The 1,109-nt window shown below is 63.6% G+C and carries 1 protein-coding gene; it reads right to left on the bottom strand.

Features of this window, described 5'->3' with window-relative positions; genetic code table 11:
* A partial coding sequence (gene tuf, locus QQK43_RS23115; RefSeq protein WP_284309631.1) for an elongation factor Tu occupies window positions 1-1,109 on the bottom strand: 1,109 nt, incomplete at both ends.

Genomic DNA, 1,109 nt, shown 5'->3' with positions numbered 1-1,109 from the left:
GCGCCGACGGTACGGCCGCCTTCACGGATGGCGAAGCGCAGACCTTCTTCCATGGCGATGGGGGCGATCAGCTTGACGGTGATCGACACGTTGTCGCCAGGCATGACCATTTCCTTGCCTTCGGGCAGCTCGATGGAGCCGGTCACGTCGGTGGTACGGAAGTAGAACTGCGGGCGGTAGTTGTTGAAGAACGGCGTGTGACGGCCACCTTCGTCCTTGGACAGCACGTACACCTCACCGGTGAAGTGCGTGTGCGGCTTGATGGAGCCGGGCTTGCACAGCACCTGACCGCGCTCGACGTCTTCACGCTTGGTGCCGCGCAGCAGGATACCGACGTTGTCGCCAGCCTGGCCTTGGTCCAGCAGCTTGCGGAACATTTCCACGCCCGTGCAGGTGGTCTTCTGGGTGTCCTTGATGCCGACGATTTCGATTTCTTCGCCGACCTTGATCACGCCGCGTTCGATACGGCCGGTCACCACGGTGCCACGGCCGGAGATGGAGAACACGTCTTCCACCGGCATCAGGAAGGTGCCGTCCACAGCGCGCTCGGGCGTGGGGATGTAGGTGTCCAACGCATCGGCCAGCTTCATGATGGCTTGCTCACCCAGCTCGCCGGTGTCGCCTTCGAGGGCCAGCTTGGCCGAGCCCTTGATGATGGGGGTGTCGTCGCCGGGGAAGTCGTACTTGGAGAGCAGCTCGCGCACTTCCATTTCGACCAGTTCCAGCAGTTCGGCGTCGTCCACCATGTCGGCTTTGTTCAGGAAGACGATGATGTAGGGCACGCCCACCTGGCGGGACAGCAGGATGTGTTCGCGGGTCTGGGGCATCGGGCCGTCAGCGGCCGAGCACACCAGGATGGCGCCGTCCATCTGGGCGGCACCGGTGATCATGTTCTTGACGTAGTCGGCGTGGCCGGGGCAGTCGACGTGGGCGTAGTGGCGGTTGGCCGTTTCGTATTCCACGTGGGCGGTGTTGATGGTGATGCCGCGGGCCTTTTCTTCCGGAGCCGCGTCGATCTGGTCATAGGCCTTGGCCTGACCACCGAACTTGCGCGACAGCACCGTGGTGATCGCCGCCGTCAGCGTCGTCTTGCCATGGTCCACGTGACC

This window comes from Hydrogenophaga electricum (assembly GCF_030160815.1).
Lineage (GTDB): Bacteria > Pseudomonadota > Gammaproteobacteria > Burkholderiales > Burkholderiaceae_C > Hydrogenophaga > Hydrogenophaga electricum.
This window is presented reverse-complemented; position numbering and strand designations above follow the sequence as displayed.